Raw genomic sequence first — 26,017 nt, forward strand, 5'->3', positions numbered from 1 at the left:
GCTGGCGGCACGGTTGATCGGCCAAGACCACGCTGAATGAAATCGGGGCAGCGCGTGCGCACCGTCGCCGGCAGCCTGGAAGATCCTACGAGGCCACGCAGCGTGGTCCTGTTCGCAGGTCCGCCCGGCGCGGGCAGAGTGAAACGGAGCTGGTGCTGGTGGACATCCTCTACGGAGGGGGAGCGCAAGCTCATCACCCAACTTGAGCTCTGGCTCGATAAACCATCATTTGGTTGTCATGCGCATTGACGTTTCAAGCACTTGAAGGAGCCGGAATGCGCCTATGAGGCGATGCTGAACGTCTGATTGGAGTTAATGAATGTGAGGCGGTGAGTATGCAGGCTGGATTACACGATATAAATTAGATAGGCCACTGTATCAGTATGAGGAAGAGGAATATCTGGATCCTAAAGCTGTCACTGCGGAATTACCGCCAAATGATCGTGGACTCCTCCGGTTGAATTCGACTTTTTTCGAATACATGGATAGGTATTTTTTGCGCCGCGGGTGGGCTGCAATGGGTGGGGTTCCATTCTTTTTTTGGCCTTGTTTTTTGCTGGTTTGTTTGGGTTTATTATATATTCGCCACGTGACGATGGATCAGACCCCACCGATGCAATGGTTGCATTTAGTTGGATCGCTACCATAATATGCATTTCGTGTGCGGTCTTCGTCGTAAAGGTCATCTGGCTGAAAGATTTTTTCCGCTATACGCACTACCCGATTCGTTTCAATCGCAAGAACAGGGTAGTCTATGTTTTTCGACATAACGGTCCCGGGAGGTGTTCTCACTGTGCCTTGGGACGACGCCTATTTCTTCATCGGACGTTCCGGGCCAGCTATGGGCGGACAGACGTATTTCACGTTCGATTTGCGTTGTCACGTCCTCGACGATCAAAGAATGGTCCGCGATACATTCGCAGTTGGAATGGACGGCAGTAACAGTCGCGGTGCGGTCCTGGAACATTGGGAAATGGTTCGCAGGTATATGGAGGATGGGCCGCAATCGCTGCCGTTTCCACCACTGGCAATGACGGTCAGCACTGAACCGACTTTTCGGAATGCGGTAATTACGCAGGTGAGCGGCCAATTTTCCGGTATCTGGCGAGTCCTGATGCTGTTCATTACACTGCCGTGGGCGCTGTTCCGCTATCTGGCCATGAAGACCTGCAAACGCTCTGTCTGGCCGGCAGAGGTAGAGGTAGCCTGCGCTATCGATCCGGAGGATGCCTTTGTCCAGTATGAGCCGCGCTATGCGGGGGACCTTAAGACGAGGGGGCCCGCAATCGAGGATGAGTTACTGACCTACCGCGAGCGGGCTCTGAGGATGGCCCTGGATTACGATGCCGAGCGGAGAAATCGTCTCGGTCCTGATGGCACATCTGCTTAAAGTTGATCCCGCATCGTGAACCCTACCGTTGACGCTGGCGCGACGAGATGACCAGATTGGGCCGACGAGCCGTTCCGATGGAAGGTTGTTCGCGAAACGGCAGAGCAGCTACATAGCCTCGCATACCCGTCAGCGCCGCACCGACGAATATGATCCACGACAGGATGGCGCCGACAGGCAGCCCATGGCCTTACCGTACGTCCAACGGTACACTTACCTCTTGTTCCCAAGGCTGACTGACCACCATGGCATCCCTCCAGTTCGACCGTCTGCTTGCTCCGCTTCCTGGCGACCAGCCCTGCGGCGAAGACCTGCTGTTTTCCGCTGAATTCGATCGCATCCAGGAGGCGCGCCGCGCTGACGATCCTTCCTTAGACCAGGGCGATTGGGTGACGGATATCAAGGAGGCAGACTGGCGCGAGGTGATCGGAATAGCCACCTCGCTGCTGCAGGATCGGACCAAGGATCTCCGCCTGGCGGTGTGGTTGACGGAGGCGCTATCAAAGGAGAGGGGTTTTGCCGGGCTGCGCGACGGCTACCAGCTGACGGCCGAGCTTTGTGGCCAATACTGGGATCACCTGCATCCGGTGATGGAAGCCGACGATGTCGATTACCGTACCGGCAGCGTGACGTGGCTGGCGGGGCGGTCGAGCCAGTTGATCCGCGAGATTCCACTGGTCGATGAATCGGCGGGTGGATATACCTACGTCGACTGGGAGGTGGCGACGCACCTCGCGGAAGCGATTCGGCGCGATCCGGAGCAGGCGGACGAACTGGCACAGGGCAAGACCAGCCAGGAGCAATTCGAGGCGGCGCGCAAGAAGACGCCTGCGGCGTTCTATACGGCACTGCATGCGGACCTGGTGTCCTGCGAAGCAGCGCTGAAGCACCTCGGCGAGGTGCTGGACGAGCGGGCCGGCGAGCATGCGCCCAGCTTCCGGCAGGCGCGCGAGGCGCTGGAGGCGGTGCGTATGCTGGTGGAGCGCTTTGTTGGGAAGCCAGTGGAACGGACAGCCGGCGCAGAAGTGAACCTGGCATCGTCCTCGCCGGCGCAGAGCGGACATGCAAGCGTGCCGGCTGCCCCTGGTGACGCCGTTCACTCCGGCCCGATTCGCACGCGTGGCCAGGCGCTGGCCCAATTGCGCGAGGTCGCGGACTTTTTCCGACGCACGGAGCCGCACAGCCCGGTGGCGTACCTGGCGGCGCGCGCTGCCAAGTGGGGCGACATGCCGCTGCACGCGTGGCTGCGCACGGTGGTCAAGGACGATGCCACGCTGTCGCAGATCGAGGAACTGCTTGGCGTTAGCGCGGATCCTTCAACCGATAACGACGCGTAATCCCAAGCCACGCCGGCAGTATCGATGCGCCGGCGTGGATCACCACAATGCTGGATTACTGCCCCGCCCGGAACTCAATCCTCCGGTTCTTCGCCCGCCCTTCCTCCTTGTCATTCGGTGCCACGGGCTGGTCCGGCCCCACGCCCACTGCCGTCAGCATGCCGGGCTCGCCGCCTTTGCCGATCAGGTAGTTCTTCACCGTCTCGGCGCGTGCCTGGCTTAGCGTCAGGTTCAGCGCGCGGCTGCCGGAGTTGTCGGTGTGGCCGACAATCTCGATCTTGCGCCCGCTCAGGCGCGGCAGCACCGCGGCCATTTCATCGAGGATGGCGCGGCCCTTGGGCGTCAGCGTGGCGGCGCCTGTTTCGAATTCGATGATCCGGTTGGCCAAGGTTTGGTCCAATAGGTTCTGTTCGGATGCCGGCACGCGCAAGCCGTTCTTCACCGTATAGGTCTGGCCCAGGCCGGTGGCCATGTCGCTGGCGATCTGCTGGCGCTGGGCCTCGTTGCGCACGTCGCCGTGCACGGATACCTGCGTGCCATCGATGCTGAGCTGGCCGCGGCTGACCTGCTTGATTTGCGGCGAGAGGATCTTCTGCACATTGGCCGACCAGTTCGGGGGCGAAACCACATTGCCGACTTCGATCTGGTCCACCACGTTGGCGCTGCCATACAGCTCGCGCAAGCGCGCCAGCACGCTGGCCTTGGTGGCTTCATCAGGGACCGCGCCGCCTGCGACGACCCGGCCTGAAGCTGCCGCTGCAGGCGCGGTAGAAATGGCGGTCCCGCTCGTGCCCGGATCGCCCGGCGCGGCATGGCCAGGCTGCATCGCCAGCGCGGCCAGCATTCCCGTAATCAGCGCTGGCGTGCGTGTTCCAACGGCGGCGGAGGCAGCCTTGAAGTGGGCCACCCGGTTGCGTACTGCATTGACACCCATGCTCATTCCCCGGCAAGGACTTCACGGAAGGTGTCGAGCGCCAGGCGCAGCGACAGCTGCGGCTGGTCCATGTAGCTGACGAACTTGGCCATGCCGTAGTCTCCGTTGACGTGTTGCTCGACCCATTCCGGGTCATCGATATTGATGTTCTGCTCGGCATAGGCCAGCGGCGAGATCACGCCGTGCAGCGTGCGTGACGAGGCGCCGTTGAAGCCGATCACCAGCCGCTCGTTGCCGCCGATCTGCCCCAGGAAGATCGACAGTTCGAAATCGGCGCGGTGCAGGAAGCGCGACACCAGTTCCAGCCAGAAGCTCGCCACCAGGCTGCGGTACAGCGGATCGGCGGGCAGCGGCAGGGTCAGGCCTTTTTCCAGGTGCGAGGAGCCGGACGACATCAGCGGCTGCAGCAGGATGCCGAGCGCCAGCAGCGTGCGGCGCAAGCGCACATGCTGGCCTTGGCCGGCCAGCATGTGCTCCAGGCCGGCCACGGTCTGGAAGTCGATGAAGTCGGCAAAGCTTGCGTCGTGGGTCTGGGCGCCGGCGCCGGTTTCCACGCCCAACTGGGACTGGGCCAGCTGCTGCAGGCCTTCGGTGGCATCGGATGCCTGTGCGAGCGCATGCATCTGCTGCCCGGCGCGCGTCCACAGACGGGCCAGAGCCAGCGGGCTGCGCGCGATGAATTGCAGGGGACGCTCCACCTCCATCGCCGCAGCCGTCAGGAACGGGAAGCGCCGCGACGACAGGTCGCTGCTGGCCATCAGCGCTCCGGCGATCGCCAACTTGCTTTGCGAGCCCAGGAAGGCGAAGTGCATCGGCTTCCACGCGTCATAGCAAGCCTTCCAGGCCGGGTCTTCGGCCAGCAGTTCCATGCCTTGCGCAAGCCAGCGGTCCAGCGTATCGAGCAACTGGGTGTTATTGGCGCTTTTGACGAAGTCGCCGCGGGACGGGAGCTTGCCGAAATAGGACAGCTGCAATTGGGTCGGCTGGCTCATTGCGCCGTACCTCCTTGATTGACTTGTGCCGAGGTCTGCGCGCTGCCCGGCGTGCTGGCCTGCGGGTTCGGGGCAGGCGGGGCGGACGGCGCCGCTGCTGGCGAAGTCGACGGTGAAGCGGCCGGCGGCGTCGCGGTATTGAGCGGCGCATTGGCGTCGGCGATCGCGGTCGGCAGGCGCAGGCCGCGCAGGCCCTGGCTCTGCGGCGAGTCGGATGCGCTGGCGTTGCCGGCGGTCTGCGGGCTGCTGATGATGCGCAATGCCACGCTGACCGCGATGTTGTCGCGGCTCCAGGTCAGGTCGAAGGCGCCATCCGGGCGGCGCTTGCGGGCGGCCGTGGCGATCAGGCGCTCCAGGCCGAAGCGCCCGGGCTCGTTGAGCAGCTCGATAGAGCGGCCGTCGAACGTCGTCGCCGTGATCTTCGCGCCGGGCGAACCCTGCGGGTTAGGCCAGACGAAGTTGGCCCATTGCGCCGGCGTATTGCGATAACGCAGCTGTTGGCCATCGATCTCGATGGTGTACTCGGTGGTGCCGGTCGCGGGCGTCGGCAGGACCTGGAACACGGTCTGCTGCGCTGCCGCGGCGGTGGCGCCGCCACTGCCGCCGGCCGCGCCGCCGGTCAGCGGCGCCACCCAGCGCGTGAAGTTGGTGGTGAACTCCGGCGCCAGCGTCAGGCCCAGGTCGCCCCAGGTGCGCGCGGCCAGCATGTCGCCGCGGCGCACCGACAGCGGGCCGATGGTGGCAGTGGTGAACTTGGCAATGGCGCCCTCCGGCCCGAAGATCTGGCCGATCTCCGCCGCGCTGGCTTCGATCTTGGCATCCGAGGCAAACGGATACTTGGTCGCCAGGGTCTGGCTGAACGGCTGGTACACCTGTGCGTTCCAGACCTTGTTGATCTCGACGCTGGCCGGACGGATCACCACGGCGTAAGACTGCAGCAGCGGGCGCACCAGCAGCGGCCGCAGCGCCTGGCGCTGGCTGTCGGTGAGGCCGGTCATCATCTGCTCGTCGACATACTTCAGCGCATCGGCCAGCTCCGAGCCATTGCCGTCCAGCGTCTGCTGCATCAGCTGGCGCGCGCCAGGGCCGGGATCGCCCTGGTTCTTGAGCTGGTTGAAGCGCGTGCGGACCTTCGACAGCGACTCCATATAACCGCGCAGCATCGAGTTGTTGTCATGCATGACGACGATGCGCGCCAGGCCGGAGAACTCCTTGCCGACCGGACCCATCGGGATGGTTCCGGCCGCGGTATTGGCGCCGCTGACATCGACATTGACGCTGACCTGCGAGGGCGTGCCGCGCGAGATCAGGCGCTTGATCCAGTCGAGCATGCCGGACTTGGCCTGCTTCAGGCCCGCATTCAGCAGCGAGGGGTTGTCCCACGAGGTCTGCTCATACGCGGTGTCCAGCACCTTGCGGATCGGCGAGTTGGCCGGGTCGCCCAGCAGGTTCATGCTGGCCACGGCCTGCTCGAAGCTGCCGAAATCCTGGATGGTCACGCCCTGCATGAAGCGCTGCCATTCCCGCGCGTATTCGGTCTTGTACATCGTGACCAGCGTCTTCTGGATCTGCTCGGGGCTGCCTTCCAGGGTCAAGTCATCACGCGCGGCGACATTGAGCACCCAGTCCTTGCTCTGCAGTTCCTTGCTGGCGGCCTCGCGGATCGCAGGCTGCACGTAGCCAAGCCAGGCCTCGCGCGTGAAGGTGCCGGGCACGGCGTAGCTGCCGGCGACCACGGAGGCGCCGGTGTCTCCCACGATGCGGGCGACAGTCATCGGAGCGAAACGGGTGGAGGCGCGGGCCTTGATCTCGGCATAGGCGCGCTCACGCGCGGGCATGCCGCGCACCACGCGGCGCAGGTTCTCGCGGGACTGGTCGATCAGCGACAGGTTGCCTTCGAGCAGCGGCCAGTTGTCGTCATTGACGCGGGCCAGGAAGAACGACAGGTTGCGCTCCGCCGAACGGATCAGCTGTTCGCGGGGCATGTTGCCGCGGTTGTCTTCGAGCCAGCCGCGCCAGAAGCGCGTCATCTGGTCGGTCAGGTGCGCGACCTCGACATGGCGCTTGTCGGCCAGCATCAGGTAGGTCTTGAGCGCGTTGTACGCGTCTTCCACGTTGGTGGGCGAGGCGTCGGTGTAGCGCTTGCCCGCAGCAGGCGCTGCGGCGGTTGTCGCTGCAGCGGGGGCGGAAGCCGGTGCTGCCGATGGCAGCGACGCCGCCGCCACGGCGCCGGTTTCAGGCGGGCGCACCATCGGCGCGAGCTGCTCGGGATGCGCGTTGACTTCAGCGAGGAAGGTCTCGATGGCGCCGCCGACCGGTTTCAGCATCACCTGGCGCAAGCCGTTGTAGTACTCGTCCAGCAGCTTGTGCTGCAGCGTGTCGCCCTGGTACAGGCCCAGCGACAGCGCCAGCGGATGGTCGGCGCGGAAGCGCTCCAGCTGTTCGATGCGGTCCTGCAGGATGTCCAGCGCTTCCAGCCGCGCCTGCAGGTCGACGCGGTTCTGCTGCATCTTGACGATCTTGTCCAGGTCCGCCTGCACGTTGGCGGTCAGTTGCCGGTTGCCGAGAAACGACCAGGTCCAGCCACCCAACAGCAGGCCCAGCACCAGCACCAACCCGAAGAACGTGGCAAAGCGCAGCCGCGTCTTGGCGGGGCTGGCAAACTGCCGCACGGTACGACGGTCGGCAAAGATCACCTTGGAGAACAGGTCGCGCAGGAAGAAGCCGTTTTTCGAGAACACCTCGCGGTTGCCGGCCACGCCTTCCAGCTTCAGCCCGAAACGGCGCGCGATGCGCTCGGCCGACACGCTGGTGGTGCTGGCCTCCTGTACCGCGCTGGTGAAGTAGAAGCCGCGGAACACGGGCTTGTACTGGAACGGGTTCTCGTCGAACAGCGTGACCAGGAAGGCGCGCAGCGTGGGCTTGATCGAGGCGAACTCCAGCGGAAAGCTCAGCAGCCCCGGCGACAGCTTGCCGTTGCGGTGCTGCGCGATCTGCGCCACGCTGATCTCCTTCAGGCCGTCGCACAGCTCGTCGAAGCGCTGGTCGAATACGGAGGCGACGTCGCGGCGCTCTTCCGGAGCGAAGGGCAGGGTGGCGCCCCAGACGCGGTCGCGTTCCTGCTTCTCGTTGTCGCCGAAGAATTCGGTAAAGCCGGTGATCAGGTCGGCCTTGGTGAACATCACGTAGACCGGCGCGAATACCTCCAGACGCTCGGTCAGTTCCTGCACGCGCTGGCGCAGGTTCTTGGCCAGGTTGATGGCGAACTCGGGCCGGTTCTGCGTCAGTTCCGGAATGCTGACCGTGACCACGATGCCGTTGATTGGTGCCTTGGGCCGATAGCGCTTGAGCAGGTCCAGGAAGCCCAGCCATTCGCGCCGGTCTTCCTCATGCACGGCATAGCGGCCAGCGGTATCGAGCAGGATGCCTTCGGTGGTGAAGAACCAGTCGCAGTTGCGCGTGCCGCCAATGCCGTGGATCACGGCGCTGTTCTTGTCGGCGAACGGAAACTGCAGGCCGGAGTTCAACACGGCCGTGCTCTTGCCCGCCGCCGGGTTGCCGATCACGATGTACCAGGGCAGCTCGTAGAGTGCCTCGCTCCCCGACATCTGGCCCAGCTTCGAGGTCTTGATGGTCTTCACGGCGCTGGCCAGGCGCGTGCGCAGCGCCTCGACCTCGTCGCGCTTGTCGGGCGGCGCGGCCTTGGCGGCCATGTCGGCCTGCTGCTCGAGGATGCCTTCGAGCTTGCCGCTGGCGCGGCGCGCGCGCCAGCGCTTCCACAGGTAGGTGGCCAGCCACGCCAGCAACAACACACCCAGGACCATGGCGACCCAGGCCAGCCCGATTTCTAAAGTCTGCGCCATCAGCAACAGGAAGACGGTCAGCACGACCACGCCGAATACCGACAGCGTGCGTGTGTGGGTCAGGAAGTTAAGGATGCGATGCATGTTGCCTTTGGCTCGGGAGCAATACGGGATTCGGGGGCGCGGTTCGGGTGAGGCGCTGGATCACGCCGGCAGGATTGCGACGGCGCCACGCTGCTGCGCGTCGCCGGCGCTCAGTGCCAGCACGGGCCGGCCGCCATCGAGCGCCAGCTGATGGGCCACGACCACTGGCAGCAGCGCACTGGCGGCGCCGGCGTAGCCGCACGGCAGGCCCAGCGCCAGCAGGTCGGCAACGGGGTCCAGTGTGGGGAAACGGGTGCTGACGACCTGGGCGATCTCGACGGTGCGCACGGGGTGGACGCCGGTGTCTGTGACGATGGTTGCCACTGCCGCCGGGGCGTCGTCGGACTGCGGCGCGGTGTCTGCTGCCTCCTGGGGCACGGCTTCGGCCTTGCCGGCAATGGTCTCGAGCGCCTGGGCGACGGCCTGGGCCAGTGCCTCGAGCTGTGGCTGGCCGCGGTCTGCCGTAGGCGCTTCCAGGCGGGCCATTGCCGTGCGCGTAACGAGGATCGGTGCGCTATTGCCTTCGGCGTCGGCATCCTCGTCCGTGCCGGTCTTGGCCGCGCCGGCGGTAGGGTGGTGCGCGCCCAGCAGCACGCCGGCGGCGGCCTCGCCCGGAGTCCGCCCATGCGGGCAGCGCGCACTGAACAGCTGGTCTTCCTGTTCCAGCGCTTCGACGGCATTGGCGCCGATCAGCGAATCGGCGGCCACCAGCAAGCGTAGCGCGGGCTGGCCGTCGACCGGGCGGTTCACGGCCTGGGTGGCGCGATCCAGCAACAGCAGGGCATCGCCGTCGCCGCGCGCGGCCGTGGCCTCGAGCGTGAGGCGCGCCGCTGGCCAGTACTGGGACAAGCGCTCGCGCAACCAGTCGCCTGCCGCGGCCTGGCGCGGTTCCGGCCAGCCGCGTGGGAGCAGCAGGGTGGCTACCAGCGGCGCGGTGCTGTCCGGCACGGCCATGTCGTGGCCGCCTGGCGCGAAGACCGCCGCCTGCATGGCGAGCTCGTCGGTGACCTCGGCCGCCAGCGCGAGCGCGCGCAGGGCTTCGTCGTCCCAGACCAGATCAGGCGTGCGCGCGGCGAATTCCGTGCGCAGGCTTTCGATATCGAGCGACTCGACCTGGGCGGCAAAGACAGGTGCGGGCAAGCCATCCATCGCAACCAGGCCAGGCCGGTTGCCGGCCTTGGCGGCTTCCGCCAGCGCATCGGGCGCGTTGCCAGCGGGCGTGCGCACGGCGGTGGCCAGCAGCGCCGCGCGCCAGGCACGGGTGGGATCGTTGGGCTCCACCTGCGCCCCCTCCACGGCATTGCCGGCTTCTCCGGGTGCCGCAGTGGCGGGTGTTTGGCTGGCGGCCGCGACATTGGTGCGGATGCCGTCCAGGGCGCGCTTGATGACCAGGTAGGCCGCCACCATGCCCGCCGGCATCAGCACCATGTGCGTGACGATATCCGTGGTGGTCGGCATCCGGTTGATCGACTGCCACCAGGCGATGGTCGCGACCCACACCACGGCGAACACCGCGAACAGGATCAGCGTGGACTTGATCAGTCTTGGAAACATGGTTTCGTGTCGAGAAGCGGCGGAAGGGCGTTTGAAACGGCCGTTCGTTGCCGGGACTTCATGCGCTGCCGGTCACGCCCTGGCTGGACAGCAAGGTTGCGCCACAAGCGGTCTTGTCGCCGTGCCGCGCGGCGGCACGGCCGTCGATGATCACGTTGGGGTCGCCGGTGACGATGACGGTGGTGCCGCCATGGCCTGAGCGAGGGCACGTGACACGATCCCCCACGCACGCAATGCCCTTGCCGTTGGTGCTGGTGTTGCCCGAGGCGGTGATCACCACGCCGCCGTGGTCGGTCTTGTCGCCCAGCAGAATGAAAGGACGTGACACTTCGCTCTCCCCAAATTGCGCCGGTTAGCTGCTGCCGGCCCTGTATCCATGTTCCTGCCAGCCCCGCGCATGCGGGGCGATTGCACCTTATTGCTGTGCCGGCCGCTTGCCCAGCACTCCCGGGCGTCGCAGCTCGACGTGCCCGAGATCCATCATCTTCCAGCGGCCGCCCCAGACCAGGCCGGCTGACTCGGCGGCGCGGCCATACAGCTCGTAGCCGCGCATCGCCCACGGGTCTTTCTCGCTGATCACCAGCTTGCCGTCGCGGTAGAAGGCACTGTCCGCGGCCAGCCCGAACTGGTGGTAGCTGTGGTAGGCGCCGGCCTGCGTCACATGGCTGCCCATCGCGGCGAGCTTGGCCTGCCGCTCCGGGCTGCGGTATCCCTCCAGCAGCGCCATCTCATAGCCGTGCTCGTCGCGCATGATCTTGTAGACCAGCAGCAGCCGCTGCCGGAATTCGGCATCCAGTTGCTCCCAATCCCGGCTGGCCTCGCGGATCGCCGGCCGGATCAGTTCCACCTCGCGCGTGGTGAACACCTCCGGCGGCAGCGGTGGCGGCGGCACCAGCCGCTCGCCGTTGAGCAGCGCAGCGATCTGCGGATCCGGCTCGCGCACACCGTCATCGTCCTCGAACTGGAAGACCTGCCGGTGACGCAACGCCAGCGCCAGCACCGGCGGCAGCGTTACCACTCCAGCCGCCGCCAGCACCAGCGCGCGGCGCTTGGCCAGGAAGTCACGGGCTGAAGCCAGTGTCGTGGTGGCGCTGCCCACGGAGTGGCGGATCGAACTGGCCGATTGCGAACCCGCCGACGCTGCGCTGGTGCTCACGCGGCGCCACTGCGAGCGCGCTACCGCAAAGCAGCGCTGCCGTACTGCGGGAAGGAGCAGCACGGCAGCAGCGGCAACCATCAACACGAAATAGAGGACCAGTGCGACAAAGACCATGCTTACCTGCTTGACCGGGCTGGGGCTGCGCCCCGGCGGCGAAACCTCCGCAAGGGTGCCGAGCATATTCAGTATTTTTTACATCTGTATTCGATTTGATCTCAATCCGGGGTGATGTCCCCCGTATCGGGTTTGTCTTTCGACGATGCCAGCCGTAGAATCCGGGAGTCTAAGGCCAAAATGATCGAATCTGCCGTATATGACACAACGGGCCGGTAATTGTAAATCCGGCCGGTAGCGTCCGCCGCGCATTTTATTTCAAATTTCTTGATGACAGATGAGCAATAGCGACGATGTGAAGCCGTCAGGGCCACCAACGCTCTTCGGCAGCGAGCCTGACGCCGGCGCCGCCGGGCAGACCCGCATCCTGGCCAGCCTGGAAGGCCGCGTGCCGATGGCGGCCAAGGCTCCGGCCAGGAAGCCGGCCGGGCGCTACCTGGGAGCCGGCCTGGTCGCTGTTGCCGCTACGGCTGTGGCCGGCTGGCTATGGCTGGACCAGGGCGCCGATGCGCCCGTATCGATACAGGCGGGCAGTCCGGCGGTCCCTGCACAGCCTGGCACTGGTGTAGCTGCGGCCGGCGGGCAGACGCTGGCCGACAATGCGCCCGCATCGGCGCCGGTCACTTCCGCCGCGTCGGCGGAATCCGCCCAATCGGTTGCCGAGAATTCTCAGCCACAGGCCGCAACCATCGTCGATGCCGATAACAGCGACCCTGCGCTGGATCGACTCGGCAAGGTCGACGGCGCAGCGGTTGCCGCAGGTGCCGTCGCGGGTGCGACCACGCTGGCCGCGCTGACGTCTCTCGGTACCCAGCCAGCCGGAACCAGGCCCAAGACCGCTGAAGTCAGCAAAAATACCAAAAAGACAGCCACGTCGAAGACGACGCCGGTGGAAAAAAGCACCGCCAGTACCGCTGCGAACAGCAAAGACAAGAAGACCGTCGCCAAGGCCAACACATCGGCCAAGCCGAAAACAACACGTCGCAAATCCTCCGCCACGACGGCTGACCCAGATGCCGAAGTCCTGGCGGCGCTGCTGTCCCAACCCGAGGGCAAGCCGATCAGCACGGCGACGGCCAGCACGCGCTCTACCACCAAGGCGCGCAACTGAACCTCGCGACGGTTCGATCGCATGGCAGAGAATCGGTGTGGCGGCCCGGCATGCGCCACACCGTGCTTGCAATCTAGGCGGCACCGGCAACGGTGGACCGGCCGGCATGTCGGCCCCTGAAGCAGTTGCGGCTGCACGAACGGACAGCGAATGGATGTAACCACTCTTTACCAACATCTTTTCAGCGCGGCGCACCGCCTGTATGCGCTGGAAGGTGAAGGCGCGCTGGGCGAACTCGCCGTCGAGGCCTGGATCGGCCGCGAAGGCGTGTCCGCGCTGGCCGAGTCGCGTATCGTCGCGGTCAGTGCCAACGCCGATATCGCACTGGACAGCCTGCTTGGCCAACGTGTCACGCTGCTGACCACGCTCGCCGGCGGCGGCCAGTCGCGCCGCACCGGCCTGATCCGGCAGGCCGAGAAGCTCGGCGCCGACGGCAGCCTGGCGCGTTATCGCCTGACCGTGGTGCCGTGGCTGTGGCTGACCACGCAGCAGCGCAACAGCCAGGTGTTCCAGAACCGCAAGCTCGACAGCATCATCGAGACCGTGCTGCAGCCCTATGCGCCGCACGCGCAATGGCGCTACGCGGCCGGCGCCGAAGCGCGCATCGCCGCCATCGGCGAGCGTGCCCATGTCGCGCAGTTCCGGGAGACCGACCACGAGTTCCTGTCGCGCCTGCTGGCCGAGGCCGGCCTGGGCTATACCGTCGTGGAAGACGAGGAAGCGCCCAGCGGGCATGCCGTGGTGATCTTCGCCGACAGCGCGCAGTTGCCGGAAGACGAAGAATCTGCGGCAGGTGGCGGCATCCGCTTCCATCGCGCGCACAGCCAGGAATCGGCCGATGCCATCCAGCAGCTGGCGTGCGAGACTCGCGCGACTGTGGGCGGCGTTGCCGTGACGGCATGGGACCCGGAGGCCAAGCGTGCGATCCGCGGCCACGCGCCGGCACGTTATGTTGGCAATGCGGGCCGGGCGGTCAGCCCGGATCCGTACCTGTCCGTCAGCCTGTCATTGGCGCCGGACGCCGCGAGCGCGCAGCGTGTTGCCGAGCAGGTGATCGAAGCCGTCGAGGCCCGCGCACTGCTGTTCACCGGCCGGGCGTCCGTGCGCACGCTGCGCAGCGGGATGCGCCTGACCGTCATTGGTTGCCCTCACTTGCCGCAGCAAGAAGACGATGCGGCAGGGTACCCGCTGCTGCTCGATGCGGTGGAGCATTGCGGCATCAACAACCTGGCGGCCGACACACGCGCGGCGCTGGCTGATCGCATGGGACCGCTCGAGGCAGCTTTGTGTTTCGACGAACCCCCGGCCGCACCGGACGCCGCAGAGGCCACGCCCGGCCTGCTGGGCGTGCTGCCGGATCAAGCGCCCGTGCGGCTGGTTCCCACGCAAGCGCTGCAGACGGCGGCGCGCGAACAGGGCTATGCCGCTATCTTTCGCGCCATCGACGCCCGCCGCCCCTGGCGCGCTTGCGTCCTCGACGTCGATTGTCCGCGTCTATACAGCCGCGCCATGCCGCTGGGAGTACATAGCGCAATCGTCGTCGGGCCTGATGGCCAGTTCCAGACCGAGGGCAACGCCGAACACCACGCCAGCCCCGCCGGCGAGATCCGCGTGCGCTTCCACTGGCAGCGCGGTGAGCGCGCCGACGATCGCAGCAGCCGCTGGATCCGCGTCGCACAGCGCCAGGCCGGCGCCGGCATGGGCTGGCAGTGGTTACCGCGCATCGGGCAAGAAGTGCTGGTCAAGTTCGCCGACGACGACATCGACCAGCCTTTCGTCATTGGCGCGCTGTACAACGGCCAGGGCGAAGCAGGCCACGCGCCCTCGCCCGGCGGCAAGAGCGCCGCGGCGGGCAGCGACAGCCAGGCCCTGTACGCACAGGGCACGGACAGCGCACCCAGCGCGCAAGGCAACCTCGCTGGCGGCAACAGCCCCGCCTGGCACGGCCTGGGCATGCAGCCCGACGGCCACCGCAATGCCGCGGCGCTGACGGGTTTCAAGAGCCAGGAACACGGCGGCAAGGGCTACAACCAACTGGTGCTGGACGACAGCGACGGCCAGTTGCGCACGCAACTGGCCACCACGCTGCAGTCGACCCAGCTCAATCTTGGCCACGTGATCCATCAGCAGGACAACCGCCGCGGCAGCTTCCGCGGCCAGGGGTTCGAGCTGCGCACCGACGGCCACGCCGCCGTGCGCGGCCAGGCCGGGCTCTTGCTGACCACCTACCGCGACGCCGCCACCGGCCGCACCCTGCCCACCGGCGATAACGCCGCCGGCATCGCGTTGCTGCGCCAGGCTGGGGGCCTCGTCAAGACCCTGAGCCAGGGCGCGACCACGCACCAGACTCAGGCGCTGTCCACCGGCAAGGATGACGAAGCCCCCTTGCCGAAGCAGACCCAGGCTGCGTCGGGCATGGTCGACGGGCAGGCGCTGGAAACCGCCAGGGACGACGCATCCAGCGGCAACACCACGACTCCCGGCAAGGTTCCGCACCAGTCCGCAGCCATGGTGCATCTGAACGGCCGCGCCGGGCTGACGATGGTGGCAGGCCAGGACCTGCAGATCGCCAACGGCGAAAGCGTGGCCCTGACCAGCGGCCAGGACAGCAACTTCGCGGTGGCCGGCCAGGCCCGCGTGCACGCCGGGCAGGCGATCGGCGTGGCGGCGGGTTTGTCGGGAGCGGGGGACAACAATATCGGCCTGCAGCTGACGGCGGGGCAGGATGATATCGATATCCAGGCGCAGCACGATCTGCTGAAGCTGGCGGCACGGGATGATTTGACCGTGGTGTCGGCCAACATGAACGTGGATTTCGCCGCGGCGAAACGGATCCGCATTGCCACGGCGGGCGGGGCGTCGATATTGATCGAGGGCGGGAATATTACGGTGGAGTGTCCGGGGGCGATTACTTATAAGGCGGCGCAGAGGAAGTTTGAGGGGGCGGTGAGAAACTCCTACCCCCTTCCTGCTTTCCCGCAAGCCCCCATGGCGTATCGGCCAATGGAATTCAAGATGCGATTGGCAAATACTCCGGGTCCTGGTGGCCATCCCTTGGCATTTGCACCGTGGAAGATCGCGGTTGGTGAAGCGCCGCTGGGTTTGGGGCTAATAGACGAAGACGCTCTTATTGCATCAGGTGAAACTGATGCGGATGGATATCTGCAAATCAATGCTTCGCAACAAGATGCTTTGGCACGTGCATATTGTGCGAATCCGGAGAATGTCTGGGTGGTATATCCGGGGCAGACTGTTCGCCTAGGCGTCGCCTGGGAAGACGAATGGGATGACGTTGATTCCGCCCGCCATGCACTAAATGCCGCGGATTTCAGTACAGATACGCCGGCAACTCTGTCCGATAGCCAAATTGAGGAGCGTCTGGACTACGCTAAGCAAGCGTTCGATATCGCTGGCCCTAAAGAACTCTACCGCAACTTAAAAAAATAGAAATTATGGGTGCGTCCGAAAAGCAGATTCTTCAAGTACTGACGAGCGAGGGCAAACCTGCAAAGACGGCTGATTCAATTCCGGGATGCTTTGTTCTCGACGGAAAAGCTTTCTCCACGCCACAGAAGGGAAATGCATTAAAACACTACGTTAATGGTGTTGAGTATTTCAAGGATGTGGCCGCAGCGATCGAGAATGCCACTGCAAGTATATTTATTGCCGGATGGCAGGTTAATTATGATGTCCTTTTGACAGGGTCGAAAACGCTCTGGGACTGTCTCAGGGGTGCAATTGACAAAAATCCGGGTGTTTATGTCTATGTAATGCCCTGGATGTCGCCGAAGATCGGGGTCGACACCGGTGATCTGGAAACGGCCCTTGCGGTTATTCAACTGAATGCGGGGCTAACCGTACCTCGGGCCTTCGTCTTGCCAGCAGTGTCTCAATGCGACCAACCTGGCGCACTTGGAATCGCTTTTTCGCACCACCAGAAACTTGTCGTTATTGACAACCGGACTGCTTTTGTCGGGGGGCTGGACTTGGCATATGGACGACGTGATGATGGTCGCTGTTCCTTAAAGGCCGAAGGTCGTAGCGGAAATGAATTCTACAACGCATGCATACCGCCAATTCACGCGCTTACCCGTGTTGAACAGACCGCCTATTTGACTAGAGCCGAGCTATTGGCCGCATGCTTCGACACAAAACTTGGGCGAGTCGCTCAGTTTATTTTTTCCGCACCTGTCAAGGAGATTGCTGGCACACTCGATTTGATTGACGTCGTTACGGGAAAAATAAAGGATATCGGCGGAAAGTTTATCGACTGGTGGAGTGAGTCCGATGTCATTCCGGACTTTATTCGTCAAGCACAGGATAAAGCGATAGATGCCGTGCAAGATGGTGCCAACGATCTCAGTAAATGGGCATATCAAAAGCTAGGCGCAGAACTGCAGCAGGCAATTGGGCAGGCACGCGACTTCGGTGGTGCTCAATTGAAGAGCTCATCCCAAGCTTTGATGGCATGGCTAAATGGCGCCTCATTAGAGAGCCTGCCACCAGGATTGCTTGAATCTACCGCACAAACCATTCATGCCTTTTCCATACGTATTATACTTGCCTTGCAGATGGCGGGTAGCCAAAGGAAATCGCGCTATCCCAACCTTTTGAAGCTAAAGAAGACCCTCCCCGCAGGGGGAAGTTGCCACGATGTCAATAGTCAACCGCGCATGCCTTGGCATGACGTGCATTGCCGAATTTCGGGGCCTTCTGTATTTGATCTTAGCCGAAACTTCATTCGCCGTTGGAACGGAATTGCGAAGCAGTATGAAGATGCGGACGGAAAGGTCGCGCTCCCGCTTCTCAGGCAACTCGGGATTACGGGGCCGCTGAAAGTTCCCAGGATTGCGAGCGCACATCGGCCTGTCCGGAGTAAGGAGCAATCGGGTTCATGCTGGGTGCAGGTTGTTAGGAGTGCACCATTGAAGATGAAAAAAGCGGAGGCAGTAGCGGAGCTCGATACGACGCAACCTACTCTATGCGAGAGCAGCTGTCTCAGTGCGATGGTAAAGAACATTCGGGAAGCCGTTCATTTCGTATACATTGAAGGACAGTTTTTTCAAAGTGAACACGGGGATGAGCTCATTGGCAACGCGGTTCGCACTGATGCCATGCCTACGTCCGGTCCAATGCACGCGCTGATGGATGTCCGTAGCTCACTGGCCTACAAGCGATATGCCGTGCAACTCGGTATTAATGATAAGCACCCGAGTGAATTTGCTAGATATATACGCTGGAGTCAAGTTGATAACATCCGGCGCGATAAGAAAGGCGGAAAATACTTTGTCGCTGATCTGAAGAGAATGATGGCTACTCAGACGCAAATTGCTGGCTCACGCGTCTTGGGTCCGAGTCAACGGAGTTTGGAAAATCCAATTTGTGAATCATTGGGCGAGCGCATATCTCGAGCAATTCGCGACGATTTGCCCTTTCACGCATATCTAGTTCTTCCAGTTCATCCTGAGGGTACGCTGGATACGATAAACATTATGACTCAACAGTATCTTACGATGCAATCCCTGGTTTTTGGGAGTCATAGCCTCATTAATCGAATCCGGCGTGCATTGTTGGCAAGAATATATTTGCGTAATGAAAAACTGCCATGGCAAAAAGCCTTGCAGCGAGCGAATAGTGTACCGGTTGGTGTTTTGCAGCGCGAGATCCCTGATGCTAGTTGGAGGAAATATCTGACTCTCTTGAATCTAAGAAACTGGACGTTGCTAGCGGGGAGGCCAGTTACCGAGCAGATCTACGTGCATAGCAAGTTGCTTATCGCAGATGATCGGGCCGTGGTTCTGGGTAGCGCGAACATCAACGATCGAAGTCAGTTGGGCGGGCGGGATTCTGAGTTGGCAGTCGTAATCCATGATGATGGTTCCGATAAGAAGTCGTTGGATGGAAAGAAGGAGCAAAGTGTCGGTACATTTGCTGGGTCCTTAAGAAGGGCGCTATGGCGGAAGCACTTCGGACTCGACGGCGGTGTGCCTGCAAACCAGCTTGTTAGCTGTATTGATAAACCTTCTGCTCCCGACACAATATTGGCAATCCAAAGGCTCGCTGCGAAAAATGCAAAAGCCTATAGCGCAGCGTTCAAGTTCCTGCCATCCATCGATAGCGCTAGCTCTATATGGCCAACGTGGAGAGAGGAAAGTAACGGCATGTCAGGATTTATGCCGTTCAATGAGCAGTTTTGGAGTGGCGGCAAGGAACATGAGCATGGATGGGGTGCAAACAAAGTGCTCCCCGAATCTGCCCCCGTGGGAGTGGAAGGATTCATAGTATCGTTGCCCACACGGTGGACCGAGGGTGAGAACAATTTCTCTGGCATGAATTTGACTGCGCTGGCCGTTGGACCGGATCGATCAGATGCGGATGGAACAGCCATCGCAAAGGCCGGCGCAACTGGCGCAGTAGGCGGGCCAGAGCGTGATGCTGACTTGAATAATGTTGCTTGATTATATTGTATGGTGAAAGGAAAGGTCGTTGCGCTCTTCTTGCTCTTGATCGCTGCATGTGGGCAAGACAACGGGCGTACTATCGAAGGACGTAGATCGGATCGAGGCACTGAGCAAGACAATCTTGCCAACGAAGTTGCGCTTGCTTCGATCGAGAAGGAATCGTCGAGCCGAATCCCCTCGGCTAGCGAATGCCTCGGGCGATGGGTTTTTAATGCAGGGGCAGGGAAAAGTTTCGCGTGGGCAGTGCCGACAAAGCTACGGGAGAATGATGATGCCTTCGATTCATTATATGGTCGTTTTGATGATGGAACGGGCAGAGGGAGTATCGAGTTTGTGAGCCAGGGGTTGCGCATTTCATTGGCAATCTTTGGTCCGACTACGGCAGCGTTGCGTCAAAGTATATTGGGATATAGAGATCGTATGAATTCCCACTCCCTGGCTGGACTTCAGCGTCAACTTGAAGACCAGCTGGGAGAAGAGAAATTGATTCGGGGCAATAAATCTCTGGCTACTGCTGAAACGATAGCTTCCATGGAATCGGAAAGAAGGGCGACCGAACGGAGTATTGCAGATATCAAGGCGGATCGATATCAACCGAAAATCGAACTCGGAGTGCCAAATGCGACTGCATTCCGATCGGATACCAAGGCCAGTAATACATTGATCCGAGGTGCCGTAACCCTGGATGAACACATTGTTGTTTTCAAAGCCATGTTATTGGGCCTCGCTGAACCCACTGCTCCAAGTGACATCGAATGGGCGAAGGCGGAGGCATCAATCAAAGATGTGGTTAGCCGGTTGCGCGCGCGTCAACTGCACGAGATTCCACGAGACCCTGGGCTATGTTTACCCTATGCTTTCATAAAGGATGACGGACGATCTGCACACAAGATTTCTGCTTCATTCCGATTCTCGGAGGACCCGGCCTTAATCTATACCGCAAATTTTGAAACCATACCGGCCGGGCAGGTTTCGCTGAGCACCCTGATCAAGGCTGGTGGGCGTTCAGCTACGGGATTATTTGCTCGTCTTCCCGACGGGGTGACGGTAACGCAGCGGCTTGGCCCTCGTTCAGCAAAGATCGGCGCCTTGTCCGCCGAACAGGGCGGAATCGTAATGAAGTCGACTGAAGCAGGGAATGTGTGGGAAGGTTATTACGTCTATACGGGATACGGCGGCCGCCCGGGTTCTCAATTGCTATCAGGCATCGAAGTAGAAATGGAGTCCGTATTGCGGAGGCGTTACCAGAAGCTGCAGGCCGATCCACCGCCATATCAAGAGGCGCAGTCTCGCTATGATGCTCTACTAGAAAGCTTTCATATTCGCCCCACAAATGCCACGCCGGCAGATCGAAGTAAGTCGGGGAAATGATGGCCGATCGTGGCTCGCTTTGAACGCGGGCTTTGGTAGGGAAGCTGAAGGGGCCTCCCACCCTTGCGTTTTGAGCGCCTTGGTCCTCGTCCCGCGAAGATCGGTGCATTGAACTCCGAGCAGGGCGGCATCGTGGTAGAAGCCAAACGCCTAGGCCAACCACCGCGCGAAGGCTATCACGTCTACACGGGATACGCCGGGTGGGCTGGATCGCAAATCCTGCCGACCATTGAGGTGGTGATGGAGTCCGCAGCCCGTGCCTCCTACCCCAAACTGAAGATGGACGCGCCACCCTATGAGCAGTCCCGCCCGCGGCTGGATGCCTTGCTCAAGAGCATCCGCCTGCGGCCCACAACTCCACCGATGCCGGAGTTGGTGGGGCTGCAATAGTGGAAGTTTTGTGGGACGTCCTGATACCTTATTGAAGTCGGCATTTGGATTGCGGTTCACAGTGATGCCGGCGAGCCTGTTGGAAGGGCGGCAATGACGTTGAGCTGGTGCGAATCACGCGGGCAAACGCCATACCAACGAAGTTGGGCTAGCCTCAATCGCGAAGGCATCTCTGATAGGAACTCCTTCACCATCGCGAATGCTTGGGACGATGGATTTTTAATGCAGCGACGAAATCACCGATCAGCACGAATTTCTGCATCTGACCCGCGGCCAGTTCGCTGCAATGCTGGAGGTCAGCGAGGCCGACACGATGTTCAGCTTCCTTCTGGACACGACACCTGAATTGGTTCCCGTTGATCAGCGGGCCAAGTTCCATGCAGCGCTGATGAGCTATCTCGATCGCTCCACAACACTGGGCATAAGGCAGCCGGCAGACCGGCTGCCGTTCATAGTGCTAAGCCTTACCTGTACCTAGACCCTCTTTCGACTGCCAGAACTCGCGGATACCTGGAAACAGGTGGCTAGTGGCGACAGTCTTAAGGAATGCATGGCGCAATGGTCCGACAATTTGTGGAATGTGTTGGAAGGGAAGAGTACCGGTCGTGCCGCCATGAGTCCGGTAGCATGGTGAGATCAGCACAGAAACAGGTGCGTGTAATGCTAGGATGGAAGAGCGGAAAGTAACATGAAGCAAAAGCAAGCAATAATAACGGCAATTGTCCTGGCAGCATTAAGCATGCTGGTTACCGCCTGCAGCAAGAGCGAGGGATTGCAGGATGACATGGCTGCGTCCAGCATAACTGCCTACAATCATACGCCTGACTATATTCATCAATTCTATATCGACGATGCGTGGGGAGGTAATTCCTTCGCATATGGCGGAGGGGGAGGTTTTGTTTGTTGCGTTACCTACCCAAGGAAGTGGCATCAAGGCTTGTCTGCCAAGGTCCGGTGGACCACCTCGAGTTCGGATCCGAATGCGACGGGCGCGGAGGCTGAGGAGACGTGGCATGAGGCAATTGTGCCAATCGAGAAATATTACGAGCCTGGCACGGTTCAGGTTCATTTCCTACCTAAAGGGAAGATCAGAATTGTTGTCTCGAATTTAATGTCCGGCCACCGCGACTATCCCGGTCCCGACTATCCAGTTAAGCCCTCGGACTTCCATTTCGAGCCGTGGCGTGGTGCTGCAAGCGAGGTCGAAGCCCATGCCCGGTCGCGAGAGGCACACCGTGTGCTTCAGGCAAATCCCGATGACCCTCAAGTACTTCAGCAAGAGCAACTGCCCTTGTACCCGAAGGCGCGACAATGAGTAGCGTTTCAGCCCGGCTGGTATGAACTCAGTTTTAATACCGCCACGCGCGCTGTTCGCTGCCCGCCCGCGGCTAGATGCCTTGCTCAAGAGCATCCGCCTGCGGCCCACGACTCCGCCGATGCCCGAGCTCGTCGGCATCCCATAGCGGGCCGGCAACCATTTCCCGTCCCTTAGAGCTCCCTTGCGTTTTGTATCAACCGCTCTATAATCCCATTCCATACCAATCGATACAAAACCCCCAACCCTATGGCCCGCCCCCGCAAGTTCAACGAACAGGCCGCCCTGACCGCCGCCCTTGACGCCTTCTGGGCCCGCGGCTACGAAGCCACCTCCACCCGCGATTTGACCAGCGCGATGGGCATGACCCAGCCCAGCCTGTACAACGCCTTCGGCGACAAGCGGTCGCTGTTCCTGGCGGCGTTGGAGGGCTATCTCGACGGTACGGTGCGTGAGCGTATGGCAAGGCTGGGGGCGGCGTTGCCGCCGGCAGCCGCGATCTCGGCTTATTTCTCTGAAAGTATCGAGCGATCGCTCGCCGATCCGCTGCACCGTGGCTGCCTGCTGGTGAACACGGCGCTTGAGGTCACGCCGGAATCCCCGGACCTGCAGCAGATCGTGGCGAATGCCTTCGCCGAAATCCGTGATTTTTTCCGCGGTCAGTTTGCCGCTGCCCAGCAGGCGGGCGAGGCGGATGCGGCCCTCTCTGCAGACGAGGTTTCCGCGCAATTGCTGGCCGTCCTGCTCGGCATGCGCGTGTTGGCACGTGCCGCGCCCGAGCGCGAGCTGCTGGAAGGCGCGGTGCGGCCGACGCTGGCTTTGCTGGGGTTGCCGCCGCTCGGCGCCGGCACCGGCTGAACATTCCCAGCCTTTTCCTGACTCTTCCTCCGTAGAGGCCAAGTACGCGGCCCGGGCCGTGTGCCGGTGAACTGCATCCTTTTTTACGGCCCCATGCACCGGGGCCGACGGCCCCGTCTTGCCTGCTGCAAGGCAAGCGGTCACTGGAGAACACCATGTCTCGCCCAATCCCTGCACCGCCGTCGTGCGCCATGCCTGCAGCACCGCTAAGCCTCCGCGACCTCTACGCGGCATTTTCTGGCCTTTGCGCCAGCCTCGTGGCGATCGGCCTTGCGCGCTTCGCCTATACCACGCTGGTCCCTCCGCTGATCCAGGCAAACTGGTTTCCGGCGGCGCAGACCGTGACGCTGGGTGCGGCGAATTTTGCCGGCTATCTCGCCGGCGCGTTGCTGGGGCGGCCGCTGGTGTCCGTCTGGTCGAACCGGACGGTATTGCGCGGCTTGATGCTGGCGGCGACGGTGGCGTTCTTTGCTTGCGCGTGGCCGTTGTCGGTGGCGTGGTTCTTTGCGTGGCGCTTTGCTTCCGGGCTGGCAGGCGGCGGCATCATGGTGCTGGTGGCGACGTCGATCCTGCCGCATATCCCCGTGCCGCGCCGCGGCCTGGTGATGGGAACCATCTTTCTGGGGCTCGGCCTGGGCATCGCGGCTTCCGGCACGCTGGTGCCGAGCCTGCTGGAATTCGGCTTGCGTGAGACGTGGCTGGGATTGGGTGCGCTGTCGTTGGCGCTGACGGCGTTGAGCTGGTTCGGCTGGCCAGGCCAGTTGCCGCAAGCCGCGGCGAGCGCGGGCACGGCGGCAAACGCGTCGGCTGCGATCTTGCCGGCTGCCCGCCGCAAGCTGCGCCTGCTTTACGCCCAGTACGCGATCAATGCCTTCGGGCTGGTGCCGGCCATGCTGCTGCTGGTGGATCTGGTGGCGCGGGGGCTGGGCCGCGGCAGCAGCGTGGGGGCGTCTTACTGGGTGCTGTACGGCATCGGCGCGATTGCGGGGCCGCTGGTTTGTGGGTTCGCCGGAGACCGGGTGGGCTTTGGTGCCGCTTATCGTGGCGCGTTGCTGTTGCAGGGGCTGGCGACGGCAGCGCTGGCGCTGTCGGGCCATCCGCTGGCGATCGGCGTGGCCGCGGTGGTGCTCGGTGCCTTTACGCCGGGGATTGCGCCGCTGGGCCTCGGCGCTATCCAGGAAATCCTGCCGCATGACGCGGCCGCGCAGCGCGCGGCGTGGAGCCATGCCACCAGTGCCTTTGCGTTGTTCCAGGCGCTGGCGGGATATGGCTATGCCTGGTTGTTTGCGCATTCGCATGAGAGCTACACGCTGATCTTCGGCTGTGGTGCGGTAGCTGTGGCACTGGCACTGGTCCTGGGATGGGTTGCGGAGCGCCATGCAGGGCGGTGAGCCGCCGCCTGCAGCAACGCCGGCATCGGCCTAGAATCAGAATTCCTGTCTGGAAGGGCAGCAAGATCCCTGCAAGGAGCATTACACATGAGCCTTCTGTTCGCGCCGCTCGCTATCGGCGGCCTCACCCTTGCTAATCGCATCACTATCGCGCCGATGTGCCAGTATTCCGCGCACGACGGCAACGCGGGCGACTGGCACATGATCCACCTGGGTTCGCTGGCGCTGTCGGGCGCGGGCATGCTGATCGTCGAGGCCACGGCGGTCTCGGCGGAAGGGCGGATCACGCCGCAAGACCTGGGCTTGTATTCGGACGACAACGAAGCGGCGCTGCGCCGCGTGGTCAACGCGATGTGTGCGCATTCGCCAATCGCCATTGGGATCCAGCTGGGGCACGCCGGCCGCAAGGCGTCGAGCCAGGCGCCGTGGGACGGCGGCCAGCAGATTGCCCCGGATGCACCCGGTGGCTGGCATACGGTAGCACCTTCTGCGGTGCCGCACGGCGCTGAGGAAGTCGCGCCCGTGGCGCTCGATCGCGCCGGCATGGACAAGGTGCGCGATGACTTTGTCGCCGCGGCAAGGCGTGCGGCGCGGCTGGGGCTGGATGGCATCGAGATCCACGCCGCGCATGGCTATCTGCTGCACCAGTTCCTGTCGCCGCTGGCCAACCACCGTGACGACGAATACGGCGGCAGCCTGGAGAACCGCATGCGCTTCCCGATCGAAGTGTTCGACGCGGTGCGCGAGGCGTTTCCGGCGCAGCGACCGGTGTGGATGCGCATCTCGGCAACCGACTGGGTGCCGGGAGGATGGGATATCGAGGGCACGGTGGCGTTGTCGAAGGCGCTGAAAGCGCGCGGTTGCGCGGCGATCCACGTGACTACCGGCGGGGTCTCGCCGCAGCAGGCGATCAAGCTCGGGCCCGGCTATCAGGTGCCCTACGCGCAGCGGGTGAAGGCGGAGGTAGGCCTGCCGACGATTGCAGTGGGCCTGATCACCGAACCGGAACAGGCCGAAGCGATCATCGCCAACCAGGAAGCCGATGCGGTATCGCTGGCGCGTGCCATGCTGTATGACCCCCGCTGGCCCTGGCATGCGGCGGCGCGCCTTGGCGCGAGCGTGCAGGCGCCCAAGCAATACTGGCGTTCGCAGCCGCGCGAGCTGAAAGACCTGTTCGCCGGTGCAGCGTTTGGACAGCGCTAGCCTGTCGACCAACAATGTGAGGAACTGCCATGAAACCGAGGATTACGCTGATCACGCTGGGTGTCGACGACTTGCAGCGTGCGGTGCGCTTCTATCGCGACGGACTGGGCCTGCCTACCGCCGGCATCGTGGGTGAGCAGTTCGAGCACGGCGCGGTGGCGTTCTTTGACCTGCAGGCTGGACTCAAGCTCGCGCTATGGCCACGCACCAGCCTGGCGCATGATGCCGGACTGCAGGTAACGTCGCGCGCGCTGACCGATTTCTCGCTGGCCCATAACGTCGCCGACAAGGCCGAGGTCGATGCGGTGATGGCCCAGGCACTGGCCGCGGGGGCAAGCGTGGTCAAGCCGGCACAGGACACATTCTGGGGCGGATATGCCGGCTACTTCCACGATCCGGACGGACATTTGTGGGAAATCGCATGGAACCCCGAGATGCTGCCAGCCGATTGAGCGGACGCGCACCGCTGCTGGTGCAGCGCCGCAAAGGG

19 protein-coding genes are annotated in these 26,017 nt (G+C 62.8%); 12 read left to right on the plus strand and 7 right to left on the minus strand.

The features are described 5' to 3' along the window. Nucleotides 1-754 precede the first annotated feature (754 nt). Together ACEI37_RS10730 and tssA are read left to right on the plus strand one after the other, a co-directional pair. Entirely contained in the window at nucleotides 755-1,390 is a 636-nt protein-coding gene (locus tag ACEI37_RS10730; protein ID WP_373376685.1) for a DUF6708 domain-containing protein, read from the plus strand. Between the two features lie 245 nt (nucleotides 1,391-1,635). Beyond that, complete coding sequence (gene tssA / locus ACEI37_RS10735; RefSeq protein WP_373376686.1) at nucleotides 1,636-2,727, plus strand: type VI secretion system protein TssA; 1,092 nt, start codon at nucleotides 1,636-1,638, stop codon at nucleotides 2,725-2,727. 55 nt (nucleotides 2,728-2,782) lie between these two features. On the opposite strand, the gene ACEI37_RS10740 is transcribed toward tssA, so the two are convergent. From ACEI37_RS10740 to ACEI37_RS10765, 6 genes are all read right to left on the minus strand, one after another. Then, the gene (locus ACEI37_RS10740) at nucleotides 2,783-3,571 is read right to left on the minus strand and encodes an OmpA family protein (protein ID WP_373377760.1); all 789 of its coding nucleotides are present in this window, start codon (nucleotides 3,569-3,571) and stop codon (nucleotides 2,783-2,785) included. Nucleotides 3,572-3,663: 92 nt separating this feature from the next. Next, a complete protein-coding gene (tagF, locus tag ACEI37_RS10745; RefSeq protein WP_373376687.1) occupies nucleotides 3,664-4,653 on the minus strand; it encodes a type VI secretion system-associated protein TagF in 990 nt (329 codons plus the stop codon). Continuing rightward, a complete protein-coding gene (gene tssM / locus ACEI37_RS10750; protein ID WP_373376688.1) occupies nucleotides 4,650-8,600 on the minus strand; it encodes a type VI secretion system membrane subunit TssM in 3,951 nt (1,316 codons plus the stop codon). Before tssM ends, tagF begins: the two co-directional genes overlap by 4 nt. Before the next feature lie 60 nt (nucleotides 8,601-8,660). After that, nucleotides 8,661-10,154, minus strand: a complete 1,494-nt coding sequence (locus ACEI37_RS10755; protein WP_373376689.1) for a hypothetical protein — start codon at nucleotides 10,152-10,154, stop codon at nucleotides 8,661-8,663. A 58-nt stretch (nucleotides 10,155-10,212) separates the two neighbouring features. Further along, nucleotides 10,213-10,482 (minus strand): PAAR domain-containing protein, encoded by a 270-nt coding sequence (locus ACEI37_RS10760; RefSeq protein WP_373376690.1) that lies wholly within the window; start codon nucleotides 10,480-10,482, stop codon nucleotides 10,213-10,215. A gap of 87 nt (nucleotides 10,483-10,569) precedes the next feature. Further along, the gene (locus ACEI37_RS10765; protein ID WP_373376691.1) at nucleotides 10,570-11,427 is read right to left on the minus strand and encodes a M15 family metallopeptidase; all 858 of its coding nucleotides are present in this window, start codon (nucleotides 11,425-11,427) and stop codon (nucleotides 10,570-10,572) included. A gap of 277 nt (nucleotides 11,428-11,704) precedes the next feature. Between ACEI37_RS10765 and ACEI37_RS10770 the strand changes: the two genes are divergently transcribed. The 5 genes from ACEI37_RS10770 to ACEI37_RS10790 all read left to right on the plus strand — a co-directional run bounded on the left by ACEI37_RS10770 (nucleotide 11,705) and on the right by ACEI37_RS10790 (nucleotide 20,760). Then, a complete protein-coding gene (locus ACEI37_RS10770; protein ID WP_373376692.1) occupies nucleotides 11,705-12,538 on the plus strand; it encodes a hypothetical protein in 834 nt (277 codons plus the stop codon). A gap of 150 nt (nucleotides 12,539-12,688) precedes the next feature. Next, a complete protein-coding gene (locus ACEI37_RS10775) occupies nucleotides 12,689-15,985 on the plus strand; it encodes a type VI secretion system Vgr family protein (protein WP_373376693.1) in 3,297 nt (1,098 codons plus the stop codon). Nucleotides 15,986-15,990: 5 nt separating this feature from the next. Further along, on the plus strand, nucleotides 15,991-18,996 hold the full coding sequence (locus tag ACEI37_RS10780; RefSeq protein WP_373376694.1) for a phospholipase: 3,006 nt from the start codon (nucleotides 15,991-15,993) through the stop codon (nucleotides 18,994-18,996). A 9-nt stretch (nucleotides 18,997-19,005) separates the two neighbouring features. After that, on the plus strand, nucleotides 19,006-20,370 hold the full coding sequence (locus ACEI37_RS10785) for a T6SS immunity protein Tli4 family protein (protein WP_373376695.1): 1,365 nt from the start codon (nucleotides 19,006-19,008) through the stop codon (nucleotides 20,368-20,370). A gap of 108 nt (nucleotides 20,371-20,478) precedes the next feature. Continuing rightward, nucleotides 20,479-20,760: a hypothetical protein gene (locus ACEI37_RS10790; protein ID WP_373376696.1), complete on the plus strand. Its 282-nt coding sequence runs from the start codon at nucleotides 20,479-20,481 to the stop codon at nucleotides 20,758-20,760. A gap of 187 nt (nucleotides 20,761-20,947) precedes the next feature. Here ACEI37_RS10790 and ACEI37_RS10795 read toward each other — a convergent pair whose 3' ends face one another. Further along, nucleotides 20,948-21,139 carry a hypothetical protein gene (locus ACEI37_RS10795; RefSeq protein ID WP_373376697.1) on the minus strand — a complete coding sequence of 64 codons (192 nt, stop codon included), beginning with the start codon at nucleotides 21,137-21,139 and terminating at the stop codon, nucleotides 20,948-20,950. Nucleotides 21,140-21,448: 309 nt separating this feature from the next. Here ACEI37_RS10795 and ACEI37_RS10800 point away from each other — a divergent pair, with 309 nt between their 5' ends. The 5 genes from ACEI37_RS10800 to ACEI37_RS10820 all read left to right on the plus strand — a co-directional run bounded on the left by ACEI37_RS10800 (nucleotide 21,449) and on the right by ACEI37_RS10820 (nucleotide 25,979). Beyond that, a complete protein-coding gene (locus ACEI37_RS10800) occupies nucleotides 21,449-22,075 on the plus strand; it encodes a DUF3304 domain-containing protein (RefSeq protein WP_373376698.1) in 627 nt (208 codons plus the stop codon). Between the two features lie 249 nt (nucleotides 22,076-22,324). Beyond that, nucleotides 22,325-22,933 (plus strand): TetR/AcrR family transcriptional regulator, encoded by a 609-nt coding sequence (locus ACEI37_RS10805; protein WP_373376699.1) that lies wholly within the window; start codon nucleotides 22,325-22,327, stop codon nucleotides 22,931-22,933. 155 nt (nucleotides 22,934-23,088) lie between these two features. Then, nucleotides 23,089-24,324 (plus strand): YbfB/YjiJ family MFS transporter, encoded by a 1,236-nt coding sequence (locus ACEI37_RS10810; protein WP_373376700.1) that lies wholly within the window; start codon nucleotides 23,089-23,091, stop codon nucleotides 24,322-24,324. Nucleotides 24,325-24,411: 87 nt separating this feature from the next. Beyond that, nucleotides 24,412-25,527 carry an NADH:flavin oxidoreductase/NADH oxidase gene (locus ACEI37_RS10815; RefSeq protein WP_373376701.1) on the plus strand — a complete coding sequence of 372 codons (1,116 nt, stop codon included), beginning with the start codon at nucleotides 24,412-24,414 and terminating at the stop codon, nucleotides 25,525-25,527. A 29-nt stretch (nucleotides 25,528-25,556) separates the two neighbouring features. After that, entirely contained in the window at nucleotides 25,557-25,979 is a 423-nt protein-coding gene (locus ACEI37_RS10820) for a VOC family protein (RefSeq protein ID WP_373376702.1), read from the plus strand. Nucleotides 25,980-26,017: the final 38 nt, after the last annotated feature.

Origin of the sequence: Cupriavidus nantongensis (assembly GCF_041726985.1) — a bacterium.
Taxonomy (GTDB): Bacteria; Pseudomonadota; Gammaproteobacteria; order Burkholderiales; family Burkholderiaceae; genus Cupriavidus; species Cupriavidus nantongensis_A.

Excerpts from the sequence above, each read along its gene's own strand:
- ACEI37_RS10730 (WP_373376685.1), top strand. The coding sequence starts at position 755 with ATGTTTTTCGACATAACGGTCCCGGGAGGTGTTCTCACTGTGCCTTGG.
- tssA (WP_373376686.1), top strand. The coding sequence starts at position 1,636 with ATGGCATCCCTCCAGTTCGACCGTCTGCTTGCTCCGCTTCCTGGCGAC.
- ACEI37_RS10740 (WP_373377760.1), bottom strand. The coding sequence starts at position 3,571 with ATGCTGGCCGCGCTGGCGATGCAGCCTGGCCATGCCGCGCCGGGCGAT.
- tagF (WP_373376687.1), bottom strand. The coding sequence starts at position 4,653 with ATGAGCCAGCCGACCCAATTGCAGCTGTCCTATTTCGGCAAGCTCCCG.
- tssM (WP_373376688.1), bottom strand. The coding sequence starts at position 8,600 with ATGCATCGCATCCTTAACTTCCTGACCCACACACGCACGCTGTCGGTA.
- ACEI37_RS10755 (WP_373376689.1), bottom strand. The coding sequence starts at position 10,154 with ATGTTTCCAAGACTGATCAAGTCCACGCTGATCCTGTTCGCGGTGTTC.
- ACEI37_RS10765 (WP_373376691.1), bottom strand. The coding sequence starts at position 11,427 with ATGGTCTTTGTCGCACTGGTCCTCTATTTCGTGTTGATGGTTGCCGCT.
- ACEI37_RS10770 (WP_373376692.1), top strand. The coding sequence starts at position 11,705 with ATGAGCAATAGCGACGATGTGAAGCCGTCAGGGCCACCAACGCTCTTC.
- ACEI37_RS10775 (WP_373376693.1), top strand. The coding sequence starts at position 12,689 with ATGGATGTAACCACTCTTTACCAACATCTTTTCAGCGCGGCGCACCGC.
- ACEI37_RS10780 (WP_373376694.1), top strand. The coding sequence starts at position 15,991 with ATGGGTGCGTCCGAAAAGCAGATTCTTCAAGTACTGACGAGCGAGGGC.
- ACEI37_RS10785 (WP_373376695.1), top strand. The coding sequence starts at position 19,006 with ATGGTGAAAGGAAAGGTCGTTGCGCTCTTCTTGCTCTTGATCGCTGCA.
- ACEI37_RS10795 (WP_373376697.1), bottom strand. The coding sequence starts at position 21,139 with ATGGAACTTGGCCCGCTGATCAACGGGAACCAATTCAGGTGTCGTGTC.
- ACEI37_RS10800 (WP_373376698.1), top strand. The coding sequence starts at position 21,449 with ATGAAGCAAAAGCAAGCAATAATAACGGCAATTGTCCTGGCAGCATTA.
- ACEI37_RS10805 (WP_373376699.1), top strand. The coding sequence starts at position 22,325 with ATGGCCCGCCCCCGCAAGTTCAACGAACAGGCCGCCCTGACCGCCGCC.
- ACEI37_RS10810 (WP_373376700.1), top strand. The coding sequence starts at position 23,089 with ATGTCTCGCCCAATCCCTGCACCGCCGTCGTGCGCCATGCCTGCAGCA.
- ACEI37_RS10815 (WP_373376701.1), top strand. The coding sequence starts at position 24,412 with ATGAGCCTTCTGTTCGCGCCGCTCGCTATCGGCGGCCTCACCCTTGCT.
- ACEI37_RS10820 (WP_373376702.1), top strand. The coding sequence starts at position 25,557 with ATGAAACCGAGGATTACGCTGATCACGCTGGGTGTCGACGACTTGCAG.